This window comes from Myroides sp. DW712 (assembly GCF_046557355.1).
Lineage (GTDB): Bacteria > Bacteroidota > Bacteroidia > Flavobacteriales > Flavobacteriaceae > Flavobacterium.
Map to the genome: position 1 here is coordinate 39,044 of NZ_JBKFDO010000003.1, position 24,662 is coordinate 63,705.

Below are 24,662 nucleotides of genomic sequence, written 5' to 3' on the forward strand. Positions count from 1 at the left end.
GAAGGTATGTATTATGATGTTATACTAGTAGGAGGAGGAGCCGCTGGATTTTTTACGGCAATTAATATTGCAGAACGCAAGCCAAATTTGCGCATTGCTATAGTAGAACGCGGAAAAGAAGTACTGTCAAAGGTGAAAATTTCTGGAGGAGGACGCTGCAATGTGACGCATGCCTGTTTTGTTCCCAATGAACTGATACAGTTCTATCCTAGAGGATCTAAAGAATTATTAGGACCTTTTCACCAATTTTGCTGTGGAGATACCATTACCTGGTTTGAAAAATATGGGGTTGAATTGAAAATCGAAGAAGATGGACGTATGTTTCCAACCACCGATTCTTCTCAAACGATTATCGATTGTTTTACCCAAGCAACTGCAAAATATAAAATTGAGGTCATTCAAGGAGTAAGTGTACAAGGGGTCTATCAAGGAGAGAATGGTTGGAAACTCGATACCACTAAAGAGAGTATGACTTGTTCACAATTGGTATTAACCACGGGGAGTAATCCGAAAATAGTACAGCTGATGGGGGATCTTGGTCATCGTCTAGTTGAACCTGTTCCGTCATTATTCACCTTTAATATCAAAGATAAGCGTATTCAGGATTTGATGGGCGTGGCAACGGAAGCATCCATTCAAGTCAAAGGAACAAAGCTAGAAGCAACCGGACCTTTGTTAATTACGCATTGGGGCATGAGTGGTCCTGGTATTTTGCGGTTATCCGCATGGGGAGCTCGTCTTTTAGCAGACAAAAAGTATCAATTTCACATTGTAGTCAATTGGTTGCCTCAAATGGATCGAGACAAGGTAATAGAGCAATTGAAGTCTTTTAAACAAGAACACGCAAAAAAAACAGTACTGAAAAGAGGATTGTTCGATTTTCCTACTCGTTTGTGGGAACGCTTGGTTCTGGCAGCTCAAATTGAAGCCACCAAAACGTGGGCAGATTTGAACAATAAGCAACTCCAAGCACTTGCTCTTCAACTACAAGAAGGAGAATTTCAAGTGAATGGAAAAAGTACCTTTAAGGAAGAATTCGTAACTGCAGGAGGGATTGACCTGCGCGATGTCAATTTTAAAACCATGGAAAGTAAAGTTTGTACCGATTTGTATTTTGCTGGAGAAATTCTAAATATTGATGCTATTACAGGTGGTTTTAATTTTCAAAATGCTTGGACTACCGGCTTTCTAGCTGCTCAAGCCATTGCCTCTAAATTTTAATAAGCCATGAAATTTAATTATTATACTCGAACGAGCAGAGCTATACTTTTGATTCTGTGTTTAGGTCCTTTTTTGTCCATCGGAATTTTTTTCCTCTTAGTTGCAACAGGTATTGTCAAACTTGTAGCACTCTTGCTATTCTTTCTGTTTTTTGTCTTTTTGTACAAAATAGGAGGAATGAAGGTAACCTTAGACGAAAAAGGAGTATACTATAAAAGTCTGCTGAAAGAAAAGTTTTTACCTTGGAAGGAGATACAAGATATATTAATTGTCGTAAGGGAACGACGTTCTATTCCAGATTATTATAAACTAGAGGAATGGATGCAAGGTGGGCGCTCGTGCAAAAGTTATTTCTTATTGTTTCGCTCGACGAGTGAATTTCCTGCAAATCCGATGTTTATGTTTAGTGCGCCCATTGATGAAGACTATATTAGTTTACAGGCTAGAAAGAAAGTAATCGAACTTATTCAACACTATTACTACCAATCTTAATCTTATCTTAATTCTAACAAAATTGGGGATAACATTGTTGATAACTTTATTTTATTTTAGTGGTGTATGCGTGTATTTTGCGTTCCTTTGGCAAACACACAACGAATAAATTAGACTACTTCAGTATAATTTTAAAGATGTATGTAATTTTGTAAGTGCTAATAGAAATATGGAAGGTATCCCCTTCCATATTTTTTTTATTGTTTAGCAAATGCATCATAGACTACAGAGAGCGATCGCTGGTAACCTTTTATAAATCGCGTAATAACTGTCAGGGTCGATAGACCAATGAGCGTTTTTAGTGTCCAGTTTTCGAGGGGAATTAAGATGAAAATTAAGATTAGGGCACTAATAGCAGCATACATACGGATGTTGTAGTTCCTTGCATTGATTGGATGTCCATATAACAACATAAAAAGCAAGACAACTAAGACTGTACTGCCGAGTATAAATAAAAATTCACTCCAATCGGAATCCGTACTAAAGGAATACCCAATTGCAAGGAGGGCAGAGAGTGAAGCTAGAATTAGATTGGTGTAATCCAGTAATTTAATTTGATGGCTTACGCGCAACTGAATACTTAAATCCGCTGTTAGTTGTAAAGTTGTCAGTTTGGTCGATTTAATTTTCGCTAGTGAAATGCGTTGTTGCGTCTGGCCAACAATAAAGTGCAAATCATCAGGTTCATAGTCTAGGGATACACTTGAAGATGTTCCACTGTGAAGTTCTTTGATTAGATACTCGCCTGCATAAATAAAAACAGATTGAGATTCACTCCATTCGTTTTTGGAGTGCGTTGTAAGGTTTAATTTTAACATTTTTTATTCGTTTGTGGGTTCGGTTGAGAGCTAATATAAAATATGTTTCTATAACTTGCAACTCTAATCTGATTTTTTTACAACAAATACAGTTTAAATGTAAGGATAATGTAATAAAAAAGGTGAAATATTCGCATATAGTGAGTTTTAAAAGGAGTGAAAATGAAAAGTAGCTATGTGGTAAAAAGGTAGTATTTTTGTCAAAATTTTGAAAGAAATGACAAGTGCAACTGATTTTATTTTCGAGACAAACAAAGCAAAGCACCAAACAGTAGAACAAGGAGCGTTTACGTGGAGTGCACCAAGTAATATTGCCTTAGTGAAATATTGGGGTAAAAAAGAACACCAAATTCCTGCTAACCCCTCGTTGAGTTTTACCTTGAATCGCTGTAAAACTTGTACAACTTTACAATTTGTAAGGAAAGAAGAAAAAGGGATTTCCTTTGATTTGCTCTTTGAAGGTCAGCCCAAAGAAGCGTTTAAACCCAAAATTCAAAAATTCTTTGAACGCATTGTGTCGTACTGTCCCTATATTGCGGACTATCACTTTACGATTGATACAACCAATACGTTTCCGCATAGTTCGGGTATTGCTTCTTCCGCATCGGGTATGGCGGCTTTGGCGGTTAATATAATGTCGGTAGAACGAGCGTTAAATCCAGCTATGACTCAAGACTATTTCTTAAAAAAAGCCTCGTTCTTAGCGCGTTTGGGGTCCGGAAGTGCATGTAGAAGTATTACTGGATCAGTTGTGGTATGGGGAGAACAAACAGATGTCGATGGAAGTTCGGATTTGTATGGTATTGAAGCCCCTTTTGAAGTCCATGCTAATTTTTCTAATTATCAAGATGTAATCTTATTGGTGGATAAAGGAGAAAAACAAGTATCAAGTACAGTAGGGCACGATTTGATGCACAACCATCCTTTTGCTCAAGAACGCTTTAAACAGGCGCACCAAAATCTAAGCCAATTAAAGAATATACTTCAAACGGGTAATTTAGATCAATTTGTTGCTTTAGTAGAAAGTGAAGCGTTGACTTTACATGCTATGATGATGACTTCTATGCCGTATTTTATTTTAATGAAACCCAATACGCTACAAATTATTGAAAGAATTTGGACATTTCGCGAAAAAACGCAAATCCCTGTCTGCTTCACTTTAGATGCAGGAGCGAATGTTCACGTGCTTTTTCCAGAAAAAGATCATCCAGCTGTTTTGGCGTTTATCCGAGAGGAATTAAGCAAATTCTGTCAAAATGAACATTTTATTGAAGATAAAATGGGAAATGGAACTTTGATGATTCAATAAAAAACACTAAATTTACCTTAGAATAAGTAGTGTTTAATTTTTAAAATTCAAGCTATGAACAAAGTTATATCTTTACTTGGACTCCTGGTATGTAGCTTGTTGGCCTTTCAAGCTAGCGCACAAACCCCAGTTTTTGATCAGAATCCCAACTATCGAGTGAGTATGGAAAAATACATGATGCAAAAGGATTCACTTTTAGTCAATCTTGGGGAAACGGTACAAGATACCTATAAAGCGTATGATTGGTATGAAGCCAAGCAAGAAAGAAAAGCGCTAAAAAGACAATATCGCCACGAGGAACGCATGGCGAGAGCAAAATACGGACGCAGTTATTATTCAGATTATGGATATAACTACAATTACGGATATAACGGCTATTATAGAAATTATAGCAACTGGAATTGGATGCCTCGTGTTGGATTTCGAACTGGAAACTGGTGGTTCTCTATTTAATGGAAAAAAAAATTAATGAATAATAAAAAAAAATATGCAAATTAAGAAGATAGCATTAGCTGCGATTTTAGTAGCGTCAGGTTTATTTATCACCTCTTGTGGTCGTCAAGTAACACGTGTTAGTACAGAGGAAACAATCGATTTAAGTGGTAGATGGAATAACTCCGATTCCAGAGAAGTTGCCCAACAAATGACCAGACAAGTATTAGATGGTACTTGGATTGGAAATTTTCAAGATGACAACGACAATAAAAAACCAGTTGTTATCGTCGGAATGGTGTACAATAAAAGCCATGAGCATATTGATGCGGAAACTTTCGTGAAAGACGTGGAACAATCGTTTATCCAATCTGGACGTGTGCGCTTAGTACAAGGAGGTAAAAAACGCGACGAATTAAGAGGGGAAAGAGCAGATCAACAAACCAATGCATCAGCTTCTTCTATGAAACAATTTGGATTGGAACAAGGAGCTGATTTTATGCTACAAGGTTCAATCAATTCTATTGTTGACTCCCACAAAAAGAAAAAAGTAGTTTACTATCAAGTGAATTTAGAATTGACGAATCTTCAAACGAATGAAGTGGTTTGGATCGGAGATAAAAAAATAGCGAAATACGTAAAAAACTAAACTTATAATTGATGGTTTTCAATCGAACCATAGCTCAAATATCAAAAACATTAGTGCCTCTAGCGCTAATGTTTTTCGTATTTGGATGTGCCACCTATCACGATAGGATTACGGACTACTATCAGCGGATGCTACAACAAGATTATACCGCGGCGGAGAATGCCTTAGATAAAAATAAATTACTTCAAAAAACCAGAAACCTCCTCCTGTTCTATATGGAGAAGGGTAGGGTAGAACACCTCAAAGGAAATTATGCGCTAAGTAATCAATACTTGAATAAAGCGGATCTTTTAATTGAAGATCAAGTAACCAAAGTAGGGGATGTGATGGTCGGACTCTTCTTGAATTCGATGTCTCAAAGTTACAAAGGAGAAGAGTTTGAAATCTTTATGATTCACTATTACAAAGCGCTAAACTATCTCTATTTGGGACAGTCTCAAGAGGCGTTGGTGGAGGCTCGTCGAATTTCGCTTCAAAATTACGAACAAGGAGATAAGTACAACAACAAAACTACCCGCTATTCTAAAGACGCTTTTTCACTTAATTTGCAGGGACTTATTTATGAGTCAACGGGAAACTTTAACGATGCTTTTATCGCGTATCGAAATGCTGTAGAAGTATATCAAAATGCTAAAGGTGGTTTGTATTATGGCGTGAGTATTCCTGAAAACCTGAAATACGATGTCATGAATATGGCTAATAAATTAGGGTTTACCAGCGACTTGAAAAAGTTTGAAAAAGATTTTTCTATGCCTTTTAAAGCTTATCAATCGGCTGAGGGCGGAGAAGTAGTTGTATTTTGGGAAAATGGAACGGCGCCGATTAAAGAGGAAGAAAATATTGTATTTTCATTGATTAAGGGAGATAGTGGGGCCTTGGTGTTTACCAATGCATTAGGGATGATGATTCCTCTGGATTTCGGTATTGCGGGACATACGGATTTGAGTGATGTACACAGCGTAAACATCGCTTACCCCAAATATATCAGCACACCTGTACCTTATACAAGTGCGCAAGTACAAGTAAATGGGGACGCCACTTTTGCCCTGGAAACAGTGCAGGATATTGATGTAGTAGCGGTGTCCACGTTACAGGAACGTGCGGCAAAAGAATTAGGTAAAATCTTGACGCGTTTGGCTGTAAAGAAATCAGCAGAATATGCGGTGAAGTCAGTAGCAAGATCGAATGATAATAATGCAGTATTAGAAGGAGTAGGCTTGGGCTTGCAATTGTACAACCTGTTTTCTGAAAAAGCAGATACCCGAAATTGGCAAACGCTTCCTGCGGAAATAAAGTACGCGCGAATCCCTTTAGTGAAAGGAAAAAATCAACTGACCTTTGACCTGCGTAGGCCGAATGGACAAGCAGTAAAGGAGCAAACAGAGATTGAGGGAACAGGTAAGATGCAGTTCTACAATTTTGCGACCATGAGATAAAAATATGAAGAACAATAAAGTGTGTACGCACTGTAAAACGCCTATACATTGTCAACCTGAAACGATTGATACTTGTAGTTGCTCTCAGGTGCAAGTGAGTTCAATAACGCGAAATTTTTTGCGTAGCTCGTTTCACAAGTGCTTGTGTACAAGTTGTCTGGAAAAAATGGAACAATTGACACAGGAGGCTAGAGGGAGCGAGTTCCCGCGAAAACGAAGTGAAATGATCGAAGGAAAACATTATTATATGGAAAATGGCTATTTTGTTTTTACAGAATTGTATCACCTTCTCAAAGGACAATGTTGTCAAAATGGATGTAGACATTGCGTTTATGGGTTTAAAAACCGCTATCTATAGAAAAAAATAAAACAAAAACGCCTAAGCGTGAATATTATACGTACCTTTGCAGGGTAAATTACCTTTATAAGCTATGAAAGGACCTTTATTCTATTCTAAAATTCTTTTATTCGGAGAATATGGAATTATAAAAGACTCAAAAGGATTATCGATTCCCTATAATTTTTATAAGGGAGCACTCAAAATGGACGATAATTTAGAGGGATTCGCTCAAAAATCAAATGAAAGCTTGCGCAACTTTGCTGCTTATCTTCAAGATATGCAAGAAGCAGAGCCTGCATTAGTGCAATTTGATTTGAATCGCTTACAAGCAGAGATTGAAAGCGGATTGTATTTTGATTCGAGTATCCCACAAGGATATGGCGTAGGTAGTAGTGGAGCTTTAGTAGCCGCAATCTACGACCAATACGCAGTTGAAAAAATCACCGTATTAGAAAATCTAAGCAAAGATAAGTTACTGAAATTAAAAGGGATTTTTGGTAAAATGGAAGCTTTTTTCCATGGAACAAGCTCTGGTTTGGATCCATTGAACAGCTACCTAAGTTTGCCTATTCTGATTAACTCCAAAGACAATATCGAACCAACGGGTATTCCTTCTCAAAGTTTAGATGGAAAAGGAGCCGTGTTCTTGATTGATTCTGGGATCGTAGGTGAAACAGCTCCGATGATTACTATCTTTATGGAGAAACTCAAAGAACAAGGGTTCCGAAAAGTATTGAAAGAAGAATTCATCAAACATACGGATGCTTGTGTAGAAAATTTCTTGAAGGGAGATTTGAAAGCACTATTCAACAATACCAAAGAACTTTCATCGGTTGTATTCAACCACTTTAAACCCATGATTCCTGAACAATTCCACAACGTATGGCAAAAGGGAATCGAAACCAATGACTACTATTTGAAATTATGTGGCTCTGGTGGAGGTGGATATATCCTCGGATTTACTCCTGATATTGACAAAGCAAAAGAAACGCTGAAAGAGTATAAACTAGAAGTAGTTTATCAGTTTTAAGCCCAAGACATAGAGAATGTTATAACCTTTTTTATTAACCACCTGAAAAAATAATATGTTATCTAGGAAAAATAAAATCCTCTTAGCTAAAATATTTAGTTTGTTTTCTGTGGTGAGAGGTTATAACATTTTTGTTATTATTTTAGCCCAGTATCTAGCGTCAATCTTTATTTTTGCACCTGAAAAAAGAGCGTTAGACGTTATCTTGGACTGGCGATTATTTCTCATTATTTTCGCTTCTGCCTTAGCAATCGCTTCGGGCTATATCATCAACAATTTTTATGACGCAGAAAAGGATTTAATTAATCGTCCTACTAAATCCATGTTGGATCGCTTGGTGAGTCAAACGACGAAATTACGCGTGTATTTCTTCCTTAATTTTCTGTCTGTTTGTATTGTTCTTCCAGTATCGTTGCATGGTGCCATCTTCTTTGCTGTCTATATCTTCTTGTTGTGGTTCTATTCGCATAAGCTAAAAAAATATCCCATTATAGGCAATTTACTAGCTTCCTTGCTGGCGATGTTGCCTTTCTTTGCAATTTTAATGTATTTCGGATCTTTCCATATTTCTATTTTTGTACATGCATTTTTCTTGTACCTAATTATCTTAATTCGCGAGATAATGAAGGATTTGGAGAATATCCGTGGCGATTTTGCCAATAATTATCAGACTATTCCCGTGCGTTTTGGCGAGCGAACGGCTAAAAAAGTCATTACCGCTGTTTTTGTTTTGGCGTTGATTCCCGTTTATTTTATGACGGTGCGATTCGATGTGGGGTATATGATTTACTATTTCTATTTCAGTATTGTCCTCTTGCTATTTTTTCTTATGCAATTATGGAAATCTACTACCACACAAGAATATCACCAATTACATTTTTTACTCAAGCTTTTAATTTTATTGGGTGTGCTTTCTATTGTGTTGATAAAACCTGATGTTTTGGCTAGTGGGAAGTATCTTTTGGAGGAGAATTTGTAATTAAAAGCTATATTTTTTCGTAAATTGAAATAAAAGGTGGAGTTTGTCTATCTTTGCAAAAATATTTAATATGAATAACGGTAAGTCAGGTTCTAGAAAAAACCAATCTAATCGCAGTGGTAAACCAAAAGTTGGCGGTGGAAAACCAAAAACAGGTAGTGGAAAGCCAAAAGTAGGAGGGGCAAAGCCTTTCCAAAAGCGAGCTAGTCAAGGACAGGGAACACAAAAACCAAATCCTTCTGCTAGAACATTCGATAAAAAACCAAAAGCAGCAGCTACTCCAAAAGCAGATAATGGAGAGATGCGCTTAAACAAGTATATTAGTAATTCTGGCGTTTGTTCTAGAAGAGATGCGGATTTATATATAGTGTCAGGTAACGTAAAAGTAAACGGAGAAGTTGTTACAGAGTTGGGATACAAAGTAAAACTAACGGATGTGGTTAACTTTGATGGGATGATTGTTACACCAGAAAAGAAAGTGTATGTTTTGTTGAATAAACCGAAAGGCTTCTCTACAATTAACGAAGATATTGTAAGTCAAGAGAATGTATTGAGCTTGATTAAAGGGGCTTCTACATCGCCATTAGCGCCCGTAGGACGTATGGATAAAAGTACCTTGGGATTGATGTTGTTTACCAATGATACCAACTTAATTCAAAAGTTGAGTTCTCCTGAGCAACGTTCTTCAAAAATGTACCAAGTATCTTTGGATCGAAACTTGAAATACGAAGATTTAGAACGCGTGCAAAAAGGAATCTACATTGACGATAAACGCGTGTTTGTGGAGGATGCAGCCTATGTTGAAAATCAACCTAAAACCGAAATCGGTATCAAATTAAAAGCCTCTAACGTCAAATTAGTGCGCGCTTTGTTTGAATCAATGGATTACAATGTGCTAAAAGTAGATCGCGTGATGTACGGATCAATCACCAAGTGGAATTTGCCAAGAGGAAAATGGAGATTCTTAACGGATGACGAAGTACGTAGCTTGCAACAAGGATAATGAAATAGAGAAGGGAAAAGGGAAATGAGAAGAATTTCGATTTATAGCGAAAACTTCATTTTGAATAATAGTTAAACCTTCTTTCTGGATAAAATAAAAAACGCGACGTCTTTTTTAGACGTCGCGTTTTTTTATGGTAGAACATTATTTCTTTTTATTTTTTCGATAATAATAGTTGCTAAGACCAATTCCAATTAGGATAACTGTTAGGATAGTAGGTGCTATGTGAGCGTTGTACGTATGAAAAGGATCATATTTTTCTACAATATAATTGATGCTGATTAGCAATAATAGAAAAAAAATAAATACTAGTCCATTTTTATAGTTCATAGGAATGCGTATTTTATTAGAAAGCACAATACAGCCCTATTCCAGTAAATGCTCCTGCTAAAGCTACTGGTCCTAAAAATGAGGTAAATCCTAGTATTCCTATATTAATTGGATCACCTAATCGTTCTCTCATACAGCTATACCATTGACCTCGTACCAATAGGCTTTCATTGTTGTTATCACTGTAAATTTCTGTTGTTTTTAAATTAAAATTAAAATTTTCATCTAATGAAACAGCTACTTTCTGCATTTTATTTTTTTCTTCGTCTAGAAGATAGAAATCAGTTTCATTTATTTGTTCAATATAGAAATGTAAATTATTTACTGTTGATGAAATTAAAAATAGTTTGTTTCCATCAAAATTAACTGAAATCTCAACGTTTGCACCAGAAGAATTGTAAAGGAGATTTTTTTGCGTAAATGAATTTTTCATTTCACTACTAGCGGGGTCAACACGAATCGAATAATTAAGATTGCTTAAGTTGTCTTTTAAAATTAATTTATTGTCTCCTGCTGGTACAATGCTCTTGTCATTTTTTTCTTTTGTATATATCTCCTTCTTTAAATCAAAGTCTGAAGAACAAGAAATACTAAAAAATGATAATAATAAAATAAATGGTATTAATTTTTTCATAATAAATATTATTAAAGTTAAACATGTAGTAATGTTATATATAAATGGTTGAATAAAAAAATAATCTGTTTTATTAGTATGTAATAGCTGTTCTTGCTTTGATTTTTTGATGTACAGTTTCAATACTAAGAATAGCGTTTAACATTTTGTCTGAATCGATATAATAAAAAACGCGACGGCTTTTTAGCCGTCGCGTTTTTATTATTTAGATAGATGAGGTTTACTTCCAAAAGATCATTTTCCCTTTTCCATCTATCTCACTGATTTTATATTTTGTTTAGGTGTTCGATGAACCTACACTGCGTTTCGGTTTCCCATTTGCATTAAGCCAAAACAAATTGAGTTTCGATATCGAAGTTAACTTCTTCTCCAACTAAGACTCCACCCGCTTCTAATGCAGTATTCCAGTTCAGGTTCCAGTCTTTTCTGTTGGCTTTTCCGTTGAGTGCTAAGGCGATCTTAGCGTTTCCCCAAGGGTCATGAATAACCCCGCTATATTCTGCATTTAGTTTTACGGGTTTACTCACACCGTGCATAGTAAGCATACCTTCTACTGCATAATGAGCTTCTCCTTTTTTTTCGATTTTTGTTGAGGTAAAGCTAATGTGTGGATACTGTTCTGCATCAAAAAAATCTGCACTTCGTAAGTGGTTATCTCGATCTGCGTTATTCGTATCAACAGAAGTTGCTTTTGCTTCAAAGTGAATGACACTATCTTCTAATTTGTCATTAACTAAATCAATTTTAGCTGTGTAATTCGTAAATGTTCCTCTTACATTGGTAAACATCATATGTTTAATTTTAAATCCAATGGAAGAGTGTGTCGTGTCAATAGTCCAATTTTTAGTTTCCATTTTGTTGTATTTTTTAAAGTTTGTAATTATTGTAAGTAGCTCGGTAGTTCCATTGGAACCTCCATGAGTAAAAGTTGTGCATTTTCTGAAGCTTGTACTTCAAGAGTTTTAATATCCCAAATACCGATGGCATCTCGACGTGCTAAGGAGTGACCATTAGCTGTTATCGAGCCCTCTAAAACAAATAGATAAAGGCCGTTTGTATTGTCTTTTAGGTCATAGGTAAGACTGCGGTCTTTATCCAGGTTCGTCATATGGAACCAGGCATTCTGGTGAATCCAAACGTTAGTATCTTCTGGATTAGGGGATACAATTTGGTCCCATTGGTTTTGTCTTTTCGCAGGGTCTAAGGTTAGCTGTTGGTATCGCGGTGTTACATTGAGTTTGTTTGGGAAAACCCAAATTTGTAAGAATTCCGTCGCTTCTGTCTCGCTGGGGTTAAACTCACTGTGTTGAATTCCCCTACCCGCACTCATAACCTGAATCTCATTAACATGTATGGTTTCTCCATGACCCATGCTGTCTTGATGGGCCAATTGCCCTTTGAGTGGAATGGAGATGATTTCCATATTTTCGTGAGGATGTGTACCGAATCCCATACCTGCTGCAACATAATCGTCATTCAATACACGTAATGCGCCAAAATGAACGCGGTCATTGTTGCGATAGTTTGCAAAACTAAAGGTGTGGTGTGATTTGAGCCAACCGTGGTCAGCATACCCCCTGCTGTCTGATTTGTATAGGATGTAATTGTTCATAGCTGTATCGATTTTGTATTACAAAGATACAGGTAATCAGTGGGTTAGTCTCTTAATGTAGGTTAAGAAATGGGGGGGGAGGGTTGTGAGTTTTTGGTTTTTGGTTTTTGGTTGTGGGTGATCTTTCAATCGTTAGATCGATTCTCTTGTTTAAATAGATAAGGAGGGTAGTCTCACCGAAACTGTTCACTGTAAACTGTTCACTGGTCCCTATTTCATCAGCATTCGCTTTTTCAACTTACTAAAAAATTCAGGTGTGATTCCTAAGTAAGAAGCAATTTGCTTCTGAGGCAAACAATATTGTATATCTGGAAAGCGCTCAGAGAAGCGTTCATAGCGCTCTTCGGCTGTAAGGGATAGGTTATCCATCAAGCGTTGCTGATTGGCGATTAGCGATCGCTCAATGAGAATGCGGAAGTAACGCTCCATTTTAGGTACTTCATCAAAGAGTTTGAGCTGTTGTTCCCGTGTTAAACTTAAAATCATGGCATCTTCTACCACTTCAATATATGAATTGCCTGGTTTTTGAGAAAGGAAACTGTACATATCGGCAATCCACCAGCCATTGGTAGCAAAGCTAACGGTATGTTCAACAATTTGATCATCGACAAAGTAGTTTCTCAAGATACCAGAAATGACGAAGGTAGAGTTATAACAAATTTCTCCTTCGATAAGGAGTTTCTCTTTGGCACTGTATCGATGAGATTCAAAAGAATCTAATACCACTTTTTGTTCGTAGTCTGTCAAGGTTACGTGCTTCGCAATGCTTTCTAAAAGTATATTCACAACAATTCGTTTATCTTATAAAAATACGATTTTTATTGACACAAAAAAAAGCGCTACTACCGAAGTAAGAAGCGCTTTTTCTATTTGGATTGTTGCGTTTTATTTCAACGCTTCTTTCATTCGTTTTAAGGCTTCCGTTAATTGGTCCTCACTTGTTGCGTACGAAAGGCGAATGCAATTTGGGTTTCCAAAAGCATCTCCTGTTACAGTTGCTACGTAGGCTTTGTCTAATAGATACATTGACAAATCATTGGCATTGTTGATGGTTACCCCTTGTAAAGTTTTTCCAAAGAAGGAAGAAACATCTGGGAATAAGTAGAAAGCACCTTCAGGTACGTTTACTTTCACTCCTGGAATTTCTCTTACTAAGTTTACGACTAAATCTCTTCTGTTTTTGAAGGCATGTACCATATCTTTTAAGATGCTTGGGTCTGCATTTACTGCGGTGATCGTTGCACGCTGGGCGATGCTGTTCGCTCCAGAAGTAACCTGTCCTTGCATTTTAGCACATGCTTTGGCAATGAATTCAGGTGCACCGATATAACCAATACGATATCCTGTCATGGCAAAAGCTTTTGAAATTCCGTTTACCGTGATTGTGCGTTCGATTAAATTGCCAATCGAACCAATACTACAATAAGCTGCTCCAAAGTTGATGTGTTCGTAAATCTCATCCGAAAGGATGTAGATGGATGGATGTTTATCCAAAACAGTAGCAATAGCTTCTAATTCTGTTCTGCTGTACACTGATCCACTTGGATTACAAGGCGAACTAAACCACACCATTTTCGTTTGTGGTGTAATAGCATCTTCCAGTTGTTTGGGTGTAATTTTAAAATCAGTATCAATGGTTGTAGGTACTTCTACGGGAATTCCTTCTGCAATTTTTACAATTTCAGCATAGCTCACCCAAAAAGGAGCGGGGATGATAACCTCATCACCAGGGTTAATCATGGCCTGAGCCACATTAAACAACGCTTGTTTCGCTCCAGTAGAAACGACAATTTGGTTGGCTGTATAGGGTAAATTATTGTCTCTTTTGAATTTATTGCTAATCGCTTGTCTTAGCTCTACATATCCTTCAACGGGTGGATATTTACTGTAGTTCTCTTTGATGGCTTGAATGGCTGCCTCTTTGATAAAGTCAGGGGTATTAAAATCGGGCTCACCAAGACTCAAGCTGATAATGTCTATTCCTTGTTCTTTTAACTCGCGCGCTTTCGCGGCCATCGCTAAAGTTTGTGAAGTTGTAAGATTGTTGATTCTATCTGATAGAACTTGAGTTTTCATAGGTATTCATTCTTTAAATAGTATCAATCAAAGGTAAGTATAATAAATCTATATTATAGTTAAGGTCCCTTTATTTACCGATAAAAAAAGCTATTTTTGTCAAAACTTTTGAAATGGAAGAAATTTTAAAATATTTCCCTAATCTTACCCCAGAACAGATCGCTCAATTTGAGCAATTGGAAAGTGTATACCAAGACTGGAATGCGAAAATTAACGTTATTTCTAGAAAGGATATACAAGAATTGTATGTCAAACATGTATTGCATTCGTTGGGGATTGCTAAAGTAATGGAGTTTGTTCCGGGAAGTAGCGTGATGGATGTTGGAACAGGAGGAGGATTCCCAGGTATTCCATTGGCAATTTTATATCCAGAGACGAAATTTTACTTGATTGACATCATTGGAAAGAAAATACGTGTGGTGAATGAAGTGGTACAAGCGTTGGGCTTAACTAATGTGGTGGCAGAACAAAAAAGAGCCGAAACCGTAGAGGAAAAATTTGACTTTATTGTAAGCCGTGCCGTAACTAATATGCCTGATTTTGTGAAATGGATTCGCCATAAAACAAAAAAGGAAAATGTACATGAATTTGAAAATGGAATTCTCTACCTCAAAGGAGGAGATTTAACCGAAGAGTTGAAAGACTTTCCTAAGGCTGTTCAATTTGATTTGAGCCATATTTTTGATGATGAATTCTTTGAAACAAAAAAGGTGGTATATCTACCGCTGAAGTATAAAGGGTAATGGGAGAAGGGAGATGAGAAATGGGTGAAGTTTATCCTATAAAAAAGGTTCGGTCTTTGGAAGAAGATCGAACCTTTTTTTGTTATTTGACTTTTGGGATTTGTTGGTTGCTTTTTTGCATAAATACTGCTTGCAAAGCACAATTATCTTACAACGTAGAGACTCAACAAACTGCGCACCATGCAAAATCTCACCAAACCTCACCACGCATCACCCATTTCTCACTTTATCGGCTTAACAAAAAGCAAACACGTATCAGTTGGGCGGTGGAGCAAGTGATTAGCTACACTACCTAAGATAATATCTTTGATTCCTGCTGATCCTTTTACCCCAAGAATCATTAAATCCGCTTTTTTGTTTCGAGCATACTGAATTAAAGCGGCGGAAACATTTTGATTTTTAGCGGGTACAATGTCGATATCCGTATAATGAGGGTATTCTTTGTTCCATTTTTCTTCTTTTTCTTGAATCTCTTCTTTGGAAATTTTTTCCAACTCTTTTTCGTTCATCATGGGTAAATAGCTCCAATAGGATTTGGAGATATGAACTGCAGAATGACTGATTCGCTGTCCTTTGGAATTGTTTTTAAAGCGATCGGCCCACAGCATAATAGCATTGGTATAGCGCGAGAAGTCGATGGCATCAATGACCGTTTCGATAGGTACTTTAAAGGTCTCAGGAACTAACAATGTAGCTGAAGGAAGGATACGCACAAGTTTATTTGCTAATGCTCCATTTCCTAATAGCTTTTGTTTGTTACCCATTACCAATAAGTCAAAATTCTTTCGCTTCGCTAAGTTGGAAAACGCAATTTCCGAATAGTTTTCCAAGGTAACAACAACTTCATATTGATAGGCAATTTCCGTTGCTTTGATCTGTTGTTCAATTCTGTTTTTGATGCGTTGTTGAATGAGTTGGAGTTGGTCCGTTTGCACTAATTCTTTGGGAAGTTCTCCTAACTTCAAGTTGTGAATAAACGTAATCTGTTCCACATTCAGAATATGGTCCAGTATATTGGCATATTGGATGAGGTATTGATCCATTTCGGATAAATCCAGTCCAATTAATAGATTGAGCGCTTTATTTGTTTCCATGCGTTTTTATTTTTGCTGTTCTTCAATTAAGTCAGAAATAATTTCTTTATAACTTCTTTCTTGTTTGGATTTTAGTTGTTTTGCTTTTTTATTTAATTCATCCTGTAGTCCTTTTCGCAAGCTATAACACATGAGGAGTAGGATGAAGGCAAAAGGGAGTCCTGTGGTAATTACAGCAGTTTGTAGCGCATCAAGTCCTCCACCCCATAAAAGGATAATAGCAATTAATCCTTGTAAGAATGACCAAAACACACGTTGCCAAACCGGAGAGTTCCCTTCACTACCTGAAGTAATATTATCTATAACTAAAGAACCAGAATCGGACGAAGTAATAAAGAAGAAGAAAATTAAAATAATAGCTACAATTGATAAAAAGTTTGCTAAGGGGAAATTTTCTAAAAATACAAATAGTGCGGTAGAAATATCTTCTTTCACTGCCGTAATGAGCGTCATGTCCCCTTCTAGAATCGTGTGTAGTGCACTTCCGCCAAATACGTTCATCCAAAGCAGGGTAATAAGTCCTGGGACGATTAATACCCCTAGAATAAATTCTTTAACGGTTCGGCCTTTTGAAATACGAGCGATAAAACTCCCAACAAATGGAGACCAAGCAATCCACCAAGCCCAATAGAAAATGGTCCAAAAGTTTTGCCAACCAGACCCTTTGTAGGTATCATTCCAAGTACTGATATCAATAAAATTGGCTAAATAAGATCCTGTATTTTGTACATATCCCTTTAAGATGAATAAGGTAGGACCTAAAATAAAGATAATGAGCATAAATCCTGAAGCGATGTACATATTGACATTACTCAGTAATTTTACTCCTTTATCCAAGCCAGATAGAACGGAGATTGTTGCTACACTGATCACACCAAGGATGATTATAGCTTGATTTAAGGGTGATATTTGCCACCCGTAAAGATATTCAAGTCCAGCAGTGATTTGGGTTACTCCAAGTCCTAAAGATGTAGATAGACCAAAAACTGTGGCTAAAGTGGATAGTATATCAATCGTATGTCCCCACCAGCCGTGAATTTTCTCTTTCAAAAACGGATAGAGTAAGGAGCGGAACGTCATGGGCAATTTTCGGTTGAAGCTGAAAAAAGCCAAGGCAAGTCCAACAATAGCATAGATAGCCCAAGCGTGCAATCCCCAGTGCAAACTAGTAAAATTCATCGCTTGAATGGCCGTATCAATATCGCTATCGGTTGCTCTAGGGGGATTTGCAAAGTGAGATACAGGTTCTCCGATACTGAAGAACATAATTCCGATTCCCATTCCTGTACTAAAGAGCATGGCAAACCAAGAAGGTTTGGAGAATTCTGGTTCAGCGTCATCTCCTCCCAAGCGGATATTACCATATTTGCCAAAGGCTAAAAATAAGGCGAAGATAAGTATGATGTTCACAGTAAGAATAAAAAACCAACCAAAATTTTCTGTGACCGCTAATTGCCCAACGTGGAACCAGTCACCTACTTTTGTAGGAAAAAGGACACATACAGCAAGTAAAGCAATAATTAATAGAATTGAGGTGGTGAATACCGGTGGATTAATCACCAGTTGTTTCTTTTCAAGTAATTTTTTAAACATGAGTTATATATTATTGTTAATAAGTATAACCCAGTACTTTAAGAGTAAAAAGGATCTTTTTCTGTTGGAAAAAGAAAAAAAGCAAAATATAGAAGTATTTTTTACTTAATCGGCTGAGGTTTAGAAGGGGTAAACATAAATCGATCCTGATAAAAAGCACTGAATTGTGAAAGGAAAAGGCGGTTAAAGTAACCGCCTTTATATGTTCTTATCCTAAGAAAGGATATTTGTAATCTGTTGCAGGAACAAAAGTTTCTTTAATTGTTCTTGGCGATACCCAACGCAATAGGTTTAAGATAGAACCTGCTTTGTCGTTTGTACCTGAAGCTCTTGCTCCACCGAAAGGTTGTTGACCAACAACAGCCCCTGTAGGTTTATCATTGATGTAGAAGTTACCTGCTGAGTTTACTAAAGCTTCTGTTGCTTCAGCAATCGCGTAACGACATTGAGAGAAGATGGCTCCAGTTAAGGCATAAGCAGAAGTCTCATCTACTAACTTCAAAGTTTCAGACCATTTTGCGTCCTCGTAAACGTAAATCGTTAATACAGGGCCGAAAAGTTCTGTTTCCATCGTATCGTATTTCGGATTTGATGTTAAGATAACCGTTGGTTCCACGAAGTATCCTACTGATTTATCGTATTTTCCTCCTAGTACTACTTCTGCATCTTTCGCTGCTTTTGCTTCTTCGATTGCTTTCGCCAATTTGTCAAAAGAGCTTTCAGAGATTACAGATGATACAAAGTTTGATGGATCTTCTGGTGATCCCATTTTGATTGTTGCTAAGTCAGTAGTCATGAAGTCTTTAATTGCAGGCCATAAAGAAGCCGGAACATACGCTCTTGAAGCCGCAGAACATTTTTGTCCTTGGTATTCGAATGCTCCTCTAGTTAAGGCAACTGCTACTTCTTTTGCATTAGAAGAAGGATGTGCTAACACATAATCTTTTCCTCCTGTTTCTCCAACGATTCTAGGATATGTTTTGTAGTTGTTGATGTTTTGTCCGATTTTCGTCCACATGCTATTGAACACCCCTGTAGATCCTGTAAAGTGGATTCCTGCGAAATCAGGGCTCGCTAAAAGTGTATCCGTAATCATCGCTGAATCTCCGTATACTACGTTGATTACCCCGTCAGGTAAACCTGCTAATTTGAATACTTCAACGATTACTCTAGCCGAGTAAATTTGAGTTGCTGAAGGTTTCCATACCACTACGTTACCCATCATGGCAACAGAAGAAGGTAAATTTCCTGAAATTGCCGTGAAGTTAAATGGAGTAATAGCATATACAAAACCTTCTAACGGTCTGTGCTCTAATCTATTCCAAACACCATCTACTGATTTTGGTTGTTCTGAATAAATTTGAGTCATATATTCTACGTTGAATCTCAAGAAGTCGATAAATTCACAAGCTGCATCGATTTCCGCTTGGTGAAGTGTTTTTGCTTGCGCAATCATGGTAGCAGCGTTGATTTTTGCACGGTAAGGACCTGCTAATAATTCAGCTGCTTTTAAGAAGATAGAAGCACGGTGTTCCCATGGCATTGCTGCCCATTTTGTTCTTGCTTCTAAGGCTGTTGAAATTGCTTTTTCTACTAACGCTTTATCTGCTTGGTGGTACACACCTAATTTATGTTTATGATCAAAAGGTGGGAATAAATCTTTTGTATTTCCAGTTCTGATTTCTTCTCCACCAATGTATAATGGAATATCAACTAATTGGCTATATTGCTCTTTGAAAGAGTTCAAAGTCAATGCTCTCTCAGGCGTTCCTGGCGCGTATGATTTTACCGGCTCATTAATCGCACTCGGAACTTTGTAGAATCCTTTTGACATAATGTACTTTTTTTCGGGTTTATTAAAATATATAACGACAAAGATAATTAATTTTACTCGAACTAGAGGTTATTACACATGAGTTTAACTTAAAGCGTCTAATTTAAAATAAAAGGCGCAATGAGTTTAAAGAAAGGAATTTCAACGGTAATCATCTGTTGATTTTCTGTTCGAATGACATTGTAATACCCATGCATCGCTCCTGAGGTTGAAGTTAATACACAGCCACTGTTGTAGGTGTATTTTTCATTGGGTAGGATAAGCGGTTGCTCGCCAACCACGCCCAATCCTTCCACAACTTCTTTGGCATTGAGTGAATCATAAATTTCCCAATGGCGGGAGTGAATCTGAATGGTAGAATCGCTCTGATTCTCGATGGTAATTTCATAACTAAAGGCAAATTGCATGCTATTGCTTCGTTGAAAAAAACCTTCATACAGTGTTTCTACGGTTACATTTACTCCTTTGGTTTGTTTTGATACCATAATTGTTGCTTTTTGTTTTTTAGTAGGTAATCTGTTCTGCATCAGCTTCTGCAAAACCAATAACACGATCGTATAAATCAGTATTTCCTTTGTAATAAACTAAAACTTGATATTTATTGGTGGTTAAGGCGTGATTGCCATCTTGGTTGTGTTCGTTACTCACCTTTCCTTTTTGAACCGTGGTTATATTATAATTGGTAAACCCTTGTTTGATGAGAATTGCTTTTTCAAAACGATCAGTTTGGGGATTATATTCAAGTAAATGCTCTGGGGTTAGCTCATAGTTGTTGAACATACCAGTAATAAAGTACGCATTGCTCTTGTCTTCTGAAATGGGTTGAAAGGTGAAGTATACCCAGCTGTATTCGGCTTCAATAGACGCATTTTTGCCATACATATTTCGCACGCGAAAGGAGCCGTTAATATCGGGATAGTACGAATACTTCTTTTCCAACCAGCCCGTAATTGGATAGAGGGTGGTTTTATACATGTCATTCTCCTTGCTATTGGAATAGATCATGTTGTTGGATTGTTTCAAATCGCTGTTGTCAAAATAGCGAAATTGATTGCCTCCCCAGAAACTCGTCTCCTTGTCATATTTGTAAACTAAATCCGTTCCAAGGGTATATTGAGGCGCTACTTTGGTAATGTAAGAGTCCCAACGTCCATTTTGAAACAACGCAATCTTGACGTTGGTAGTTGGATTTTGAAAAGTTTGATCTCCTAGTTTAACAGTTAACTCCAAGGTTTGTTTGGTGTCAATATAGGTGAGGTCTCGGGTTCTTTTGACTTGAGCCGCTATGGCTACATTATTTTCGTATAAGACAAATTTGCGGCGAATGACTACTTGATTGTCCTCATCGTAAATTTCTAAAATGTAGTTGCCACTTTTGGTAATGCGATAGACCGAATTGGGAATCGTCAATTTGTAGTGGGTATATAGTTGCAGGGTATTGAATGAGGTTGTATAGTGTTGAATACGTTGGTTATCCATGCCTTTGATATACTCAATGGGTCTTAATTGAGAAGGCGTCCAATCGTAATTATAAGCCAATACGCGATAGTAATAATTTCCTTCATCCCCATATAAATCGTCAAATTCAATGGAAAAACCATCGTTGAGGGGAAAGAAAGGAGTTACGGCTTTATCCATATTGGTAAAAGCAGCCATTTTGATGTAATTGGCGGTATAATCTTGTGTTTGCTGTCCGTGGGCAAAAAAAGAGACAAACAACAGAAGGAAAAGCCATCGTAGGTTCAACATGATAGTCAATTAGGGGGTTACGTATTTTAAAGCTAAGAAATTTTCTTCAAACTCCGTTAAATTAACCAATTTTCTGTCGGCTAAATCGAATTTGGGGTCGCTATAAAATTCCGCTTCTGGAACCACAAAAACGGTCATACCTGCTGTTTTTCCTGCCGTTGCTCCTGTAAATGAATCTTCAATAACCAAACAGTTTTCAGGTTGACTGTCTAAGTTTTTAGCTGCTTGTAGATAAACATCTGGTGCGGGTTTGCCTTGAGGTACTTCTAAAGCCGATACAGTCGTTTGAAAAAAAGAATGAATGTTTAATCGAGTTAAAACAGTCTGAATCAACGAAGGAGTCGAATTAGTAGCTAAACCAATCTTAATGCCTTGCTTTTGTAAAAAAGAGAGGGTATCTAAAACCCCAACTTTAATTTCTCCTTCTTGTCGAATGAGTGCATCAACCCGATCGACAACCGCTTGTTCTACTTCTTCGAGTGTTTGGCCTTTCCAAGGAAATAAGCGATACCAAAGTTCAGTAACGGCTCTTGTGGTTTGGCCTGTGGTTTGATGGGCGATTGCTTCATTCCATTGACAACCGACAGAAGTGAAAACTTCGCGTTCTGCTTGTTGCCAAAATTTTTCGGAGTCAATTAACACACCATCCATATCGAAAAGTACGGTTGTAATCATAGTACAAATAAGTAAATAACTAATAGTTGTACGAAGATACGCAAAAGCGATAGAATGGGAAAGGAAGGTTTATAGGGGTTTAAAACAAACTGGAATTATTTCACCTGGGGCTAGGCAATAACGCTCCACTTCTGCTGGAGTTAGTTTTTGCGTGTAATCTTCTTCAATCACGGTAAAGCCAATTTGGCGTAGTTTGTCAAAATAATCAAGTCCATAGATGCGCACATGATCATATTGACCAAAAATCAAGGTGCGTTCTTTGGGATCCGTGATGCTGTCATCCTGAAATGTAACGGGACGAGATAGCTCTTGTGGAACTTGAAAAATACCCATACCGCCAGGTTTGAGAATGCGATACAATTCTTGCATGGCTTTGGTATCGTCGGGAATGTGTTCCAATACGTGATTGCACAAAATGATATCAAAGGAATGATCTGCAAAAGGCAGGTTGCAAATATCTGCTTTCACATCCGCTAAGGGAGATTCTAGGTCTGTAGTGGTATAAGTTAAATTGGCTTGCTTTTTAAAGCGCTTATAGAAGGCTTGTTCGGGAGCAAAATGTAAGACGCGGTGTGGAGCAGTGAAAAAGTCAGTTTCACGCTGCAAGTACAACCACAATAAGCGGTGTCTTTCTAAAGAGAGCGTACTAGGCGAAAGCACATTCGGGCGCTGTTTAGCATACCCATAGGGCAAAAAATGTTTAAAACGCTTCCCATCAATAGGATCGGTATAGCGATCTCCTTTAAGGTACCAAGCAAATACAGGTCGAACAAGATAACTCAACCGAATTAAAATCGGTCGAGGTACCACATTCAATATTGTTTTAAACAGTTTTTTCATTCAAGGAGGATGAATTATAAAACGAAAGGATTCGCTCGGAATTCATCTTCTTCATTGCTTTGAATACCCAAAGCTTGGTAGATATACTGGAACGTTGATAACAATTCTGGTTTTCCATTCACTAAAGCTACATCGTGTTCGAAGTGAGCCGATGGCTTTCCATCACGGGTGACAATCGTCCAACCGTCGCTTAATTGTTTGATGTTTCTTGTTCCCAAGTTGATCATCGGTTCGATAGCAACGACCATTCCTTCCACGAATTTCTTTCCTCTTCCTGGTTTACCATAGTTTGGCATCTCAGGCGCTTCGTGCATTTTGGTTCCCAATCCGTGCCCTACTAATTCGCGAACAACGGTATATCCTTCTTTTTCACAGTAACGTTGAATCGCACTTCCCACATCTTCTACGCGGTTTCCTAATTTGAATTCGCGGATTCCTACGTATAGCGATTCTTTGGTGATTTGCAATAAACGCTTCGTTTCTGGCGCTACTTCCCCTACTTCAAACGTATAGGCGTGATCTCCATAGTATCCATTCATCACCGTACCACAGTCGATCGAAACAATATCGCCTTCTACAATCGGTTTGTCTGTTGGTAACCCGTGAACAATCTGCTCGTTTACGCTCGTTAGAATGCTGGATGGGCATCCATATAATCCTTTAAATCCCGGTACTGCACCGTGATCTCTGATGAATTCTTCTGCTTTTCTGTCTAATTCTAAAGTCGTTACTCCTGGCTTTAGCTCTGTTGCAAGCATCCCTAATGTTTTAGAAACTAAAAGGGCACTTTGTCTCATCAACTCAATTTGTTCTAGAGTTTTTGGAATGATCATACTTTATTTATTTAAGAACGACAAAATTACGCTATTCCACTGAATCAAAAAAATCAAACAAAACGGATTTTGTAGAAATACGCGATTTCTATCTTCTTGAGGGACAAAATCATTGGATTATTCCCAATCTAACGTTTGAATGGTGTGAATCTCTCCAGCTACTTCTACCTGTATGGTTGCTGGACTTCGCTGGGCCAAAAGATCGGTGGGATACCACGTTCTGTTTGGGGTAACGAGAATTAACAAACCATCATCATCTCCTAAGGCACAGAATTCAGCAAGGGGAGTAGCTTTGGAGAAAAAATCAACGCCTATTTGTTGTTGAATCGCTTCACCAGTTGCAATTGGTTTTTTTGTAACTAACCCGATTTCGCTAATATTCAACATCTCTTTTGGAGAAAAGGGAACTTCTTTTTGAATCTGTGTATCTACTCTTGCAATAAACTCCAACAAGTTTCCATTTTTGTCCCAGAAGTAGATGGATTGGGCTTTCCAGGTATCAAAATAAGTAATCGTTTCGTCTTTAGGTGAAGGAAGTAGTGGAATACCCGCTGCTTGTGCCCATTTGATGGCTTGGCTTAAGTGATTGGTCGCAATATTGAAGGCAAAGTGATACTGTGCTTTCGTTGTCGGTTTGCCAATAAAAGTCAGTTGGGTATCACCTACTTGGAAACGAATTTCCCCTGTTGTTTGTTTCAAAATTTCTAAACCTAGGGTTTCACTGTAAAATTCAAGGATTGTATCTAAGTTATTTGCTTCTAATTGTACATCTAGTATTTTCATAAGTCTCTTTGTTTTTGTTTCAAATAAAGGTACACTGAAGAGCTTGGTTATACTAAGGGTTTGCATTGTATAACATGATAGGGAGATAAGAAAAAGCAATTGAAAATTGATTGTAGTTTGGTGAGGAGCTGGTAGCTAGCATAAGCTGTAAAACAAA

Annotated in this window: 26 protein-coding genes; 11 read left to right on the forward strand and 15 right to left on the reverse strand. The window is 37.5% G+C overall.

Features of this window, described 5'->3' with window-relative positions; genetic code table 11:
* The first annotated feature begins 6 nt into the window (after window positions 1–6).
* Window positions 7–1,221 (forward strand): NAD(P)/FAD-dependent oxidoreductase, encoded by a 1,215-nt coding sequence (locus ACLJX0_RS03195; RefSeq protein ID WP_410878366.1) that lies wholly within the window; start codon window positions 7–9, stop codon window positions 1,219–1,221.
* A 6-nt stretch (window positions 1,222–1,227) separates the two neighbouring features.
* Window positions 1,228–1,713, forward strand: a complete 486-nt coding sequence (locus ACLJX0_RS03200; protein ID WP_410878368.1) for a PH domain-containing protein — start codon at window positions 1,228–1,230, stop codon at window positions 1,711–1,713.
* Window positions 1,714–1,910: 197 nt separating this feature from the next.
* On the opposite strand, the gene ACLJX0_RS03205 is transcribed toward ACLJX0_RS03200, so the two are convergent.
* On the reverse strand, window positions 1,911–2,531 hold the full coding sequence (locus tag ACLJX0_RS03205; RefSeq protein WP_410878370.1) for a hypothetical protein: 621 nt from the start codon (window positions 2,529–2,531) through the stop codon (window positions 1,911–1,913).
* Between the two features lie 217 nt (window positions 2,532–2,748).
* Here ACLJX0_RS03205 and mvaD point away from each other — a divergent pair, with 217 nt between their 5' ends.
* From mvaD to ACLJX0_RS03245, 8 genes are all read left to right on the forward strand, one after another.
* Window positions 2,749–3,840: a diphosphomevalonate decarboxylase gene (gene mvaD, locus ACLJX0_RS03210; RefSeq protein WP_410878372.1), complete on the forward strand. Its 1,092-nt coding sequence runs from the start codon at window positions 2,749–2,751 to the stop codon at window positions 3,838–3,840.
* 54 nt (window positions 3,841–3,894) lie between these two features.
* On the forward strand, window positions 3,895–4,293 hold the full coding sequence (locus ACLJX0_RS03215; protein WP_410878374.1) for a hypothetical protein: 399 nt from the start codon (window positions 3,895–3,897) through the stop codon (window positions 4,291–4,293).
* Between the two features lie 34 nt (window positions 4,294–4,327).
* Window positions 4,328–4,921 (forward strand): penicillin-binding protein activator LpoB, encoded by a 594-nt coding sequence (locus ACLJX0_RS03220; RefSeq protein ID WP_410878376.1) that lies wholly within the window; start codon window positions 4,328–4,330, stop codon window positions 4,919–4,921.
* An 11-nt stretch (window positions 4,922–4,932) separates the two neighbouring features.
* Window positions 4,933–6,357 carry a COG3014 family protein gene (locus tag ACLJX0_RS03225; RefSeq protein ID WP_410878378.1) on the forward strand — a complete coding sequence of 475 codons (1,425 nt, stop codon included), beginning with the start codon at window positions 4,933–4,935 and terminating at the stop codon, window positions 6,355–6,357.
* A 4-nt stretch (window positions 6,358–6,361) separates the two neighbouring features.
* Window positions 6,362–6,715: a cysteine-rich CWC family protein gene (locus tag ACLJX0_RS03230; RefSeq protein WP_410878380.1), complete on the forward strand. Its 354-nt coding sequence runs from the start codon at window positions 6,362–6,364 to the stop codon at window positions 6,713–6,715.
* 73 nt (window positions 6,716–6,788) lie between these two features.
* Window positions 6,789–7,727, forward strand: coding sequence for a mevalonate kinase (locus ACLJX0_RS03235; RefSeq protein WP_410878382.1), 939 nt, complete (start codon window positions 6,789–6,791; stop codon window positions 7,725–7,727).
* A 55-nt stretch (window positions 7,728–7,782) separates the two neighbouring features.
* Window positions 7,783–8,706, forward strand: a complete 924-nt coding sequence (locus tag ACLJX0_RS03240; protein WP_410878384.1) for a geranylgeranylglycerol-phosphate geranylgeranyltransferase — start codon at window positions 7,783–7,785, stop codon at window positions 8,704–8,706.
* A gap of 70 nt (window positions 8,707–8,776) precedes the next feature.
* Entirely contained in the window at window positions 8,777–9,709 is a 933-nt protein-coding gene (locus ACLJX0_RS03245) for a pseudouridine synthase (protein ID WP_410878386.1), read from the forward strand.
* A gap of 346 nt (window positions 9,710–10,055) precedes the next feature.
* On the opposite strand, the gene ACLJX0_RS03250 is transcribed toward ACLJX0_RS03245, so the two are convergent.
* The 5 genes from ACLJX0_RS03250 to ACLJX0_RS03270 all read right to left on the reverse strand — a co-directional run bounded on the left by ACLJX0_RS03250 (window position 10,056) and on the right by ACLJX0_RS03270 (window position 14,361).
* Window positions 10,056–10,673: a hypothetical protein gene (locus tag ACLJX0_RS03250; RefSeq protein ID WP_410878388.1), complete on the reverse strand. Its 618-nt coding sequence runs from the start codon at window positions 10,671–10,673 to the stop codon at window positions 10,056–10,058.
* 323 nt (window positions 10,674–10,996) lie between these two features.
* Window positions 10,997–11,527 carry a YceI family protein gene (locus ACLJX0_RS03255; RefSeq protein ID WP_410878390.1) on the reverse strand — a complete coding sequence of 177 codons (531 nt, stop codon included), beginning with the start codon at window positions 11,525–11,527 and terminating at the stop codon, window positions 10,997–10,999.
* Window positions 11,528–11,553: 26 nt separating this feature from the next.
* The gene (locus ACLJX0_RS03260) at window positions 11,554–12,285 is read right to left on the reverse strand and encodes a pirin family protein (RefSeq protein ID WP_410878392.1); all 732 of its coding nucleotides are present in this window, start codon (window positions 12,283–12,285) and stop codon (window positions 11,554–11,556) included.
* 210 nt (window positions 12,286–12,495) lie between these two features.
* The gene (locus tag ACLJX0_RS03265; RefSeq protein WP_410878394.1) at window positions 12,496–13,071 is read right to left on the reverse strand and encodes a Crp/Fnr family transcriptional regulator; all 576 of its coding nucleotides are present in this window, start codon (window positions 13,069–13,071) and stop codon (window positions 12,496–12,498) included.
* Window positions 13,072–13,170: 99 nt separating this feature from the next.
* Window positions 13,171–14,361 (reverse strand): pyridoxal phosphate-dependent aminotransferase, encoded by a 1,191-nt coding sequence (locus ACLJX0_RS03270; RefSeq protein ID WP_410878396.1) that lies wholly within the window; start codon window positions 14,359–14,361, stop codon window positions 13,171–13,173.
* A 113-nt stretch (window positions 14,362–14,474) separates the two neighbouring features.
* Between ACLJX0_RS03270 and rsmG the strand changes: the two genes are divergently transcribed.
* Window positions 14,475–15,104, forward strand: coding sequence for a 16S rRNA (guanine(527)-N(7))-methyltransferase RsmG (gene rsmG, locus ACLJX0_RS03275; RefSeq protein ID WP_410878398.1), 630 nt, complete (start codon window positions 14,475–14,477; stop codon window positions 15,102–15,104).
* Between the two features lie 221 nt (window positions 15,105–15,325).
* On the opposite strand, the gene ACLJX0_RS03280 is transcribed toward rsmG, so the two are convergent.
* From ACLJX0_RS03280 to ACLJX0_RS03320, 9 genes are all read right to left on the reverse strand, one after another.
* Window positions 15,326–16,198, reverse strand: a complete 873-nt coding sequence (locus ACLJX0_RS03280; protein ID WP_410878400.1) for a universal stress protein — start codon at window positions 16,196–16,198, stop codon at window positions 15,326–15,328.
* A gap of 6 nt (window positions 16,199–16,204) precedes the next feature.
* Entirely contained in the window at window positions 16,205–17,791 is a 1,587-nt protein-coding gene (locus ACLJX0_RS03285; protein ID WP_410878402.1) for a BCCT family transporter, read from the reverse strand.
* A gap of 208 nt (window positions 17,792–17,999) precedes the next feature.
* Window positions 18,000–19,625, reverse strand: a complete 1,626-nt coding sequence (pruA, locus tag ACLJX0_RS03290; RefSeq protein WP_410878404.1) for an L-glutamate gamma-semialdehyde dehydrogenase — start codon at window positions 19,623–19,625, stop codon at window positions 18,000–18,002.
* 98 nt (window positions 19,626–19,723) lie between these two features.
* Window positions 19,724–20,110: a Co2+/Mg2+ efflux protein ApaG gene (gene apaG, locus ACLJX0_RS03295; protein ID WP_410878406.1), complete on the reverse strand. Its 387-nt coding sequence runs from the start codon at window positions 20,108–20,110 to the stop codon at window positions 19,724–19,726.
* 19 nt (window positions 20,111–20,129) lie between these two features.
* Window positions 20,130–21,374, reverse strand: coding sequence for a DUF5103 domain-containing protein (locus ACLJX0_RS03300; protein WP_410878408.1), 1,245 nt, complete (start codon window positions 21,372–21,374; stop codon window positions 20,130–20,132).
* Window positions 21,375–21,383: 9 nt separating this feature from the next.
* Window positions 21,384–22,049, reverse strand: a complete 666-nt coding sequence (hxpB, locus tag ACLJX0_RS03305; protein ID WP_410878410.1) for a hexitol phosphatase HxpB — start codon at window positions 22,047–22,049, stop codon at window positions 21,384–21,386.
* A 69-nt stretch (window positions 22,050–22,118) separates the two neighbouring features.
* The gene (locus ACLJX0_RS03310) at window positions 22,119–22,889 is read right to left on the reverse strand and encodes a class I SAM-dependent methyltransferase (RefSeq protein WP_410878412.1); all 771 of its coding nucleotides are present in this window, start codon (window positions 22,887–22,889) and stop codon (window positions 22,119–22,121) included.
* A 14-nt stretch (window positions 22,890–22,903) separates the two neighbouring features.
* Complete coding sequence (gene map, locus ACLJX0_RS03315) at window positions 22,904–23,722, reverse strand: type I methionyl aminopeptidase (protein WP_410878414.1); 819 nt, start codon at window positions 23,720–23,722, stop codon at window positions 22,904–22,906.
* A gap of 117 nt (window positions 23,723–23,839) precedes the next feature.
* A complete protein-coding gene (locus tag ACLJX0_RS03320) occupies window positions 23,840–24,505 on the reverse strand; it encodes a VOC family protein (RefSeq protein ID WP_410878416.1) in 666 nt (221 codons plus the stop codon).
* Window positions 24,506–24,662: the final 157 nt, after the last annotated feature.

Bases quoted from the DNA above. Each gene is read 5' to 3' on its own strand.
- ACLJX0_RS03195 (WP_410878366.1), top strand. From the start codon at position 7: ATGTATTATGATGTTATACTAGTAGGAGGAGGAGCCGCTGGATTTTTT.
- ACLJX0_RS03200 (WP_410878368.1), top strand. From the start codon at position 1,228: ATGAAATTTAATTATTATACTCGAACGAGCAGAGCTATACTTTTGATT.
- ACLJX0_RS03205 (WP_410878370.1), bottom strand. From the start codon at position 2,531: ATGTTAAAATTAAACCTTACAACGCACTCCAAAAACGAATGGAGTGAA.
- mvaD (WP_410878372.1), top strand. From the start codon at position 2,749: ATGACAAGTGCAACTGATTTTATTTTCGAGACAAACAAAGCAAAGCAC.
- ACLJX0_RS03215 (WP_410878374.1), top strand. From the start codon at position 3,895: ATGAACAAAGTTATATCTTTACTTGGACTCCTGGTATGTAGCTTGTTG.
- ACLJX0_RS03220 (WP_410878376.1), top strand. From the start codon at position 4,328: ATGCAAATTAAGAAGATAGCATTAGCTGCGATTTTAGTAGCGTCAGGT.
- ACLJX0_RS03225 (WP_410878378.1), top strand. From the start codon at position 4,933: ATGGTTTTCAATCGAACCATAGCTCAAATATCAAAAACATTAGTGCCT.
- ACLJX0_RS03230 (WP_410878380.1), top strand. From the start codon at position 6,362: ATGAAGAACAATAAAGTGTGTACGCACTGTAAAACGCCTATACATTGT.
- ACLJX0_RS03235 (WP_410878382.1), top strand. From the start codon at position 6,789: ATGAAAGGACCTTTATTCTATTCTAAAATTCTTTTATTCGGAGAATAT.
- ACLJX0_RS03240 (WP_410878384.1), top strand. From the start codon at position 7,783: ATGTTATCTAGGAAAAATAAAATCCTCTTAGCTAAAATATTTAGTTTG.
- ACLJX0_RS03245 (WP_410878386.1), top strand. From the start codon at position 8,777: ATGAATAACGGTAAGTCAGGTTCTAGAAAAAACCAATCTAATCGCAGT.
- ACLJX0_RS03250 (WP_410878388.1), bottom strand. From the start codon at position 10,673: ATGAAAAAATTAATACCATTTATTTTATTATTATCATTTTTTAGTATT.
- ACLJX0_RS03255 (WP_410878390.1), bottom strand. From the start codon at position 11,527: ATGGAAACTAAAAATTGGACTATTGACACGACACACTCTTCCATTGGA.
- ACLJX0_RS03260 (WP_410878392.1), bottom strand. From the start codon at position 12,285: ATGAACAATTACATCCTATACAAATCAGACAGCAGGGGGTATGCTGAC.
- ACLJX0_RS03270 (WP_410878396.1), bottom strand. From the start codon at position 14,361: ATGAAAACTCAAGTTCTATCAGATAGAATCAACAATCTTACAACTTCA.
- rsmG (WP_410878398.1), top strand. From the start codon at position 14,475: ATGGAAGAAATTTTAAAATATTTCCCTAATCTTACCCCAGAACAGATC.
- ACLJX0_RS03280 (WP_410878400.1), bottom strand. From the start codon at position 16,198: ATGGAAACAAATAAAGCGCTCAATCTATTAATTGGACTGGATTTATCC.
- ACLJX0_RS03285 (WP_410878402.1), bottom strand. From the start codon at position 17,791: ATGTTTAAAAAATTACTTGAAAAGAAACAACTGGTGATTAATCCACCG.
- pruA (WP_410878404.1), bottom strand. From the start codon at position 19,625: ATGTCAAAAGGATTCTACAAAGTTCCGAGTGCGATTAATGAGCCGGTA.
- apaG (WP_410878406.1), bottom strand. From the start codon at position 20,110: ATGGTATCAAAACAAACCAAAGGAGTAAATGTAACCGTAGAAACACTG.
- ACLJX0_RS03300 (WP_410878408.1), bottom strand. From the start codon at position 21,374: ATGTTGAACCTACGATGGCTTTTCCTTCTGTTGTTTGTCTCTTTTTTT.
- hxpB (WP_410878410.1), bottom strand. From the start codon at position 22,049: ATGATTACAACCGTACTTTTCGATATGGATGGTGTGTTAATTGACTCC.
- ACLJX0_RS03310 (WP_410878412.1), bottom strand. From the start codon at position 22,889: ATGAAAAAACTGTTTAAAACAATATTGAATGTGGTACCTCGACCGATT.
- map (WP_410878414.1), bottom strand. From the start codon at position 23,722: ATGATCATTCCAAAAACTCTAGAACAAATTGAGTTGATGAGACAAAGT.
- ACLJX0_RS03320 (WP_410878416.1), bottom strand. From the start codon at position 24,505: ATGAAAATACTAGATGTACAATTAGAAGCAAATAACTTAGATACAATC.